General features: G+C 71.2%; 8 protein-coding genes. 6 read left to right on the top strand and 2 right to left on the bottom strand.

The annotated features are described in order from the left end of the window. A partial coding sequence (locus tag AOK08_RS21145; RefSeq protein WP_241827032.1) for a hypothetical protein occupies positions 1 to 872 on the top strand: 872 nt, incomplete at its 5' end. Then, the gene (gene mycP, locus AOK08_RS21140; RefSeq protein WP_055528309.1) at positions 869 to 2,110 is read left to right on the top strand and encodes a type VII secretion-associated serine protease mycosin; all 1,242 of its coding nucleotides are present in this window, start codon (positions 869 to 871) and stop codon (positions 2,108 to 2,110) included. The genes AOK08_RS21145 and mycP, both read left to right, overlap by 4 nt. On the opposite strand, the gene AOK08_RS21135 is transcribed toward mycP, so the two are convergent. Continuing rightward, positions 2,071 to 2,853, bottom strand: a complete 783-nt coding sequence (locus AOK08_RS21135; protein ID WP_079054170.1) for a serine hydrolase — start codon at positions 2,851 to 2,853, stop codon at positions 2,071 to 2,073. The genes mycP and AOK08_RS21135 overlap by 40 nt on opposite strands. Positions 2,854 to 2,967: 114 nt before the next feature. Here AOK08_RS21135 and AOK08_RS21130 point away from each other — a divergent pair, with 114 nt between their 5' ends. Next, positions 2,968 to 3,699 (top strand): SseB family protein, encoded by a 732-nt coding sequence (locus AOK08_RS21130; RefSeq protein WP_055528308.1) that lies wholly within the window; start codon positions 2,968 to 2,970, stop codon positions 3,697 to 3,699. A 28-nt stretch (positions 3,700 to 3,727) separates the two neighbouring features. Here AOK08_RS21130 and AOK08_RS21125 read toward each other — a convergent pair whose 3' ends face one another. Beyond that, positions 3,728 to 4,093, bottom strand: coding sequence for a DUF1844 domain-containing protein (locus AOK08_RS21125; protein ID WP_063794100.1), 366 nt, complete (start codon positions 4,091 to 4,093; stop codon positions 3,728 to 3,730). Positions 4,094 to 4,461: 368 nt separating this feature from the next. On the opposite strand from AOK08_RS21125, the gene infC reads away from it, so the two are divergent. The 3 genes from infC (at position 4,462) to rplT (ending at position 5,967) form a co-directional block, all read left to right on the top strand. Continuing rightward, positions 4,462 to 5,181, top strand: coding sequence for a translation initiation factor IF-3 (gene infC, locus AOK08_RS21120; RefSeq protein WP_079054169.1), 720 nt, complete (start codon positions 4,462 to 4,464; stop codon positions 5,179 to 5,181). A gap of 106 nt (positions 5,182 to 5,287) precedes the next feature. Next, the gene (gene rpmI, locus AOK08_RS21115; protein ID WP_055528302.1) at positions 5,288 to 5,482 is read left to right on the top strand and encodes a 50S ribosomal protein L35; all 195 of its coding nucleotides are present in this window, start codon (positions 5,288 to 5,290) and stop codon (positions 5,480 to 5,482) included. A 101-nt stretch (positions 5,483 to 5,583) separates the two neighbouring features. Then, positions 5,584 to 5,967 carry a 50S ribosomal protein L20 gene (rplT, locus tag AOK08_RS21110; protein ID WP_055528300.1) on the top strand — a complete coding sequence of 128 codons (384 nt, stop codon included), beginning with the start codon at positions 5,584 to 5,586 and terminating at the stop codon, positions 5,965 to 5,967. Positions 5,968 to 6,000 lie beyond the last annotated feature (33 nt).

Genomic DNA, 6,000 nt, shown 5'->3' with positions numbered 1-6,000 from the left:
CGCCCGGCACGCCCGACCCCGCCCTCTCCTGGAGCGCCTACGGTGACAACGGTGGCGTCGGTTCCGGGCGGCCCGTCGTCTCGTTCGGGCAACCCGATGTGGGACCCCGCCCGTTCAGTTTCAGCAGTCGGGCAGTGCTGGCCTTCGCCTGCGCCGTGCTCGGACTCGGGCTCATCGGCGGTGCGCTGACCGGGAGTTGGCTGACCGGCGACGAATCCGGGGACGCCGGCGCGCGCACCGCGTTCACCGCCGCCGGAACTCTCTGGCACAAGGTCCCCGTGGACCTCCTCTTCCCGCCCGCCATCGAGGGCGACGGAGCGGGCCCCGGCGGCGCCGACCGGACCTGGATCCGGCTCGCCGTCGCCCCGGACACCGGCTGCGCCGGCGCCTTCGACCCGCTGCTGAGCAAGGCGCTCGCGCCCGTCGGCTGCCAGCGGCTCCTGCGCGCCACCTACACCGACGAGACGCAGAGCTACGTCACCACCGTCGGCCTCCTCTTCACCAAGGCCGACGTCAACGCCATGCGCGCCCTGCGCACCCGCTTCAGCAGCGAGAACCTGGACCGCCGCACCGACCTGATGCCCCGCCCCTACGCCCCGAAGAACACCGTCGCCGACGACTTCACGGACGCCCAGCGCGCCTCCTGGACTGTCTCCGTCCTCACCGACGCACCCGTCGTCGCCTACGCAGTCTCCGGCTGGGCCGACGGCCGCCGCGTCGACGCCCCGCAGCCCGCCGAGGAGGCCATGGCGTCCGGCGCCACCACGGCCATCGCCCAGGCCGGCCTCGGCCACGAGGCGAAGGGCCTGGCCGACCGCGTGGAACGGTCCCTCCGGAAGACCGTCGACTCGCCCGCGAAGCCACAGCCATGACCCGCACCCGTACCGGTCCCCGCACTCGCACCCGCGCAGCCCGAAGCGGGCTCCTCGTCCTTCTCCTCGCCGGATCCCTCGCCCTCCTGCCCGCCACCAGCGCGTACGCCGACAGCATCCGGGCCCAGCAGTGGGCCCTGGACGCCATGCACACGCAGGAGGCCTGGCGGATCACCAAGGGCAGGGGCATCACGGTCGCCGTGCTCGACACCGGCGTCGAGGCCGACCACCCCGATCTTGTCGGCAACGTCCTCGCGGGCAAGGACATGGTCGGCTTCGGGGCCCGCCCGGGCGACGAGTCCTGGGCCCGGCACGGTACCGCCATGGCCGGCATCATCGCCGGTCACGGCCATGGCGACGGCAACGAGGACGGCGTCCTGGGCATCGCCCCCGAGGCCAGGATCCTGCCGGTCCGGGTGATCCTGGAGGACGGCGACCCGGCCCGCGCCAAGGCCCGCAACACCCGGGGCAACGCCCTGGCCGACGGCATCCGCTGGGCCGCCGACCACGGCGCCGACGTCATCAACCTCTCCCTCGGCGACGACTCGAAGTCCGCGCATCCCGAACCCGCCGAGGACGAGGCCGTCCAGTACGCCCTGAAGAAGGGCGCCGTCGTCGTCGCCTCGGCCGGCAACGGCGGCGAGAAGGGCGACCACATCTCCTACCCGGCCGCCTACCCGGGCGTCATCGCCGCGACCGCCGTGGACAAGTACGGCACCCGCGCCTCCTTCTCCACCCGCCGCTGGTACGCCACGGTCAGCGCCCCCGGCGTCAACGTCGTCATCGCCGCCCCCGACCACCGCTACTACGAGGGCTGGGGCACGAGCGCCGCCGCCGCGTTCGTCTCCGGCGCGGTCGCCCTCATCAAGGCCGCCCACCCCGGACTGACCCCGGCCCAGATCAAGAAGCTCCTGGAGGACACCGCCCGCGACGCCCCGCGCAACGGCCGGGACGACTCCCGGGGCTTCGGCTTCATCGACCCGGCGGCGGCCATCAGAGCGGCGGCGGGGCTCAGGCCGGAGGGGATCAGGTCGACCCCGTACGGCAAGGCGTACTTCGGTCCGGGCCCCGACCCGGCTCCCGAGGAGGACCACACCGTCAGCTGGGCCGGCCCCGTCGCCGGGGGCCTGGGCGTCGTACTCCTGCTCGCCGCGGTCCCGCTGTGGCGCGGTCGCCGCAGAGCGGCCGAACACCCCGCCTACGACGACTCGTTCGACTCGTACGGCGACAGCTTCTGAACGTGCACGCCCGCTGACCTGACCGTGAACACCGAAACCGCCGCGCGGGCCGCCGACTCCACCAGCGAAATCCCCTTCGCCTTCGTCGTGCTGCCCTTCGACACCACGGCGACCAGGAACTCCCGTCCCTCCGCCGTCGTCACCCGCCCCACGCTGTTGATGACCCACAGCCCGGTCGCCGTACGCGGCAGCCACCCGTTCTTCAGGGCGAACCGGCGCTCGGCGGTACGCGTGCCGCCAGCCGCCGACACCCCCCAGTCCTGGTCCTCGGCCACCGAGCCCATCAGCCCCTGGAGATACGCCCGGGACGCCTCGCTGAGCCGCGACGCCTCCCCGCTGTCGCCCCGGCCCATGAAAACCTGCTGAAGCAGCGTGAGCTGATCGGCCGCCGTGGTCCGGGTCAGGCCCCACAGCGTGCCCGCGCCACCCTCGGTGTCCGTCAGTCCGAGGCGCCCGTTGGCGGCGTCGAGCCCCGCCGCCCCGCCGATCGCCGTCCACAGCGCCGACGCCGAGGCGTTGTCGCTGACCTCGATCATCGCGGCGGCGTACCGCTTCTCCTGTGCGGTGAGACTCCGGCCCTCGTCCTGTGCCCGGAGCAGCAGCGCCGCCAGGATGTCCACCTTGACGATGCTCGCCGTTTCGAACAAGCCGGTCCCGTGGACGGCCCTCCGGCCCGACGCGACGTCGAGCACGGCCACCGACACCTCGGCCCCGTCCTCGGCCGCCGCGATCACCGGCCTCATCGCCTCGGCCGGCAGCGTGCCCGGAACCACCGCGCGCTCCACTTCCACCGACGCCTCCTCTCTCTCACGGCCCACGTCCGCGTGAGCGGAGCTCCCCCGATAGGGTCGGTCACCGTGGCGAACAAGAACATTCCCGACTCCGGCTTCCCCGACGACGACGGCAGCGCCGACCCCCGGCTGAGCGCAGCGCTGGCGGCCTGGGCCGAGGACCGCGGCGCCGTGGGACCGGTGCTGGCAGCCCTCAAGGGCGCCCGGCTCCTCGTCCCCGTCGTCGCCGTGCTCGGGGAGGTCGAAGTGGACGAGAAGGGGCTGCGCCACGAAAAGACCAGCGACATGGCCGTACCGACCCTCAAGGCCGGCGGCCGGACCGCCCTGCCCGCCTTCACGTCCACCGAGTCGCTCGCCCGCTGGGACCCGGCCGCCCGCCCCGTCGCCGTACCCCTGCACCAGGCCATCCAGGCCGCCGTGCACGAGAAGGCGGACACGATCGTCCTCGACCTGGCCGGTCCCGTGCCCTACGAGCTGTCCGGTCCCGCGCTGCGCGCGCTCGCCGAGGGACGTACGACCGCCGACCCGCTCGCCGATCCCGCCGTGGTCGACGCCGTACGGGCCGTCGTGGCCGCCGAGCCGGCCGTGGTCCGCGCCCACCTGGGCCCGGGACAGGCCGACGGCACCCTCGCGCTCGTACTGGACCCGGCCGCATCCCCGGCCGACGCGGCCCGCGCCGTGGCAGAGCGTCTCGCCGCCGACGAAACGCTGAGGGCCCGCCTGGTGCGCGGCCTCGACCTGGCACTGCTGCCGGCCGGAGCGACGCCACCCGGCGAGCCCCTCTACGTGCGTTCCTGACCCGCCCGCCGCTTCCTGTTGCCGCTCTCTAGCCGTAGACCGGGCCCGTGTACTTCTCGCCGGGGCCCTGGCCCGGGTCGTCCGGGACGAGGGACGCCTCGCGGAAGGCGAGCTGGAGCGACTTCAGGCCGTCGCGCAGCGGGGCCGCGTGGAAGGAGCTGATCTCCGTCGTGCTCGCGTCGAGCAGACCGGCGAGGGCGTGCACCAGCTTGCGGGCCTCGTCGAGGTCCTTGTACTTGTCGCCCTCGTCGGTCAGACCGAGTTTCACGGCGGCGGCGCTCATCAGGTTCACGGCGACCGTCACGATCACCTCGACCGCCGGGACCTCGGCGATGTCGCGGGTCATGGCGTCGAAGTCGGGGTTCTCAGGGCTTTGGGCAGGGGTCTCACTCATGAGCCACACCCTAGGCCCAGGGGATCCGGCCGCTCTGTGCGGGCGCCCGATGCACGACGGTTAGCACCACCTCCTACTTGGTGCTAACCTTTTGTAACGACCGGCTGGACACTCGCGTGCCCGGCCCACAAGTGGAGGCTCCGATCTCCCACCCGACCGTCCTCACGGATGGCGGGTCACCCGGTCAGGCGGCCACCATCGTTCCGTACGGACGATGGAGTCGCCCGATGTGCGCCCCGCGGTTGACCGCGGCGGTGCTCCGGTATGCCTTTGGAGCCCCGCCTGTGTCCCGGCGGGGCATTTTTCATGTGCCTCGGTGGTTGGTCCCACTGTCATCAGAGACATACGCGGCTGTCCGCCAGACCGCCGTGTGGTGCTACCGAGGAGGATCCATCAGCACCGAGCCCCGCATCAACGACCGGATTCGCGTTCCCGAAGTGCGACTTGTCGGTCCCAGCGGCGAGCAGGTCGGGATTGTTCCGCTTGCCAAGGCCCTGGAGCTTGCGCAGGAGTACGACCTCGACCTGGTCGAGGTGGCGGCGAGCGCGCGCCCGCCGGTCTGCAAGCTCATGGACTACGGGAAGTTCAAGTACGAGTCGGCCATGAAGGCCCGTGAGGCGCGCAAGAACCAGGCGCACACGGTCATCAAGGAAATGAAGCTCCGGCCGAAGATCGACCCGCACGACTACGACACCAAAAAGGGTCACGTCGTCCGGTTCCTCAAGCAGGGCGACAAGGTCAAGATCACGATCATGTTCCGTGGTCGCGAGCAGTCCCGGCCCGAGCTGGGCTACCGACTGCTGCAGCGGCTCGCCTCGGACGTCGAGGACCTCGGGTTCATCGAGTCGAACCCGAAGCAGGACGGCCGAAACATGATCATGGTTCTCGGTCCGCACAAGAAGAAGACCGAGGCGATGGCCGAGGCCCGTGAGGCCCAGGCGGCCCGCAAGGCGGAAGCGAAGGCCAACCCGGGCAAGTCGCAGAACGCCGCGGAGACCGACGGAGTCGACGACGAGAATGTCGCCGACGACGTGGACATCGCCGAGGAGAGCGCCGAGGCTCCGGCCGAGGCGTCCGCCGAGGTCTGATCCCGGGGCTCACGCCCTGGGATGCAAACCCATACACATGACGTTCCACCGTGCCCGGTTTCACGACCGGGCACCGGGACGCCACTGACGAGGAGAGAACGGCGCTATGCCGAAGAACAAGTCGCACAGCGGTGCCAGCAAGCGCTTCAAGATCACCGGCTCCGGCAAGGTGCTCCGCGAGCGTGCCGGCAAGCGCCACCTGCTCGAGCACAAGTCGTCCCGCGTGACGCGTCGCCTCACCGGCACCGCGGAGATGGCCCCGGGCGACACCGCGAAGATCAAGAAGCTTCTCGGTAAGTGACGTACCGGCGCCCACGCGCCGTAAGTACGTCCGTAAGACCGGGACCCCATCGAAATCGGGCCGTGTGACGACAACCACGGCCCCGCTGCAAGGAGTTAAAAGTGGCACGCGTCAAGCGGGCAGTAAACGCACACAAGAAGCGCCGGGCGATCCTTGAGGCCGCGAAGGGCTACCGCGGTCAGCGTTCGCGCCTGTACCGCAAGGCCAAGGAGCAGGTCACCCACTCCCTGGTCTACAACTACAACGACCGCAAGAAGCGCAAGGGCGACTTCCGTCGGCTGTGGATCCAGCGCATCAACGCCGCTGCCCGCGCCAACGGCATCACCTACAACCGCTTCATCCAGGGTCTGAACGCCGCGAACATCGAGGTCGACCGCAAGATCCTGGCCGAGCTCGCCGTCAACGACGCGCCCGCGTTCGCCGCGCTCGTCGAGGTCGCGCAGAAGGCCCTTCCGGCGGACGTGAACGCGCCCAAGGCTGCGTGACGCTGGCGCTGGCTTTTGCCGCGTGTGATGTGA

The organism is Streptomyces graminilatus, from assembly GCF_001418565.1.
Classification (GTDB): Bacteria; Actinomycetota; Actinomycetes; order Streptomycetales; family Streptomycetaceae; genus Streptomyces; species Streptomyces graminilatus.
Note: the sequence above shows the minus strand (reverse complement) of the source record. Positions and strands in the feature narration are given on the sequence as shown.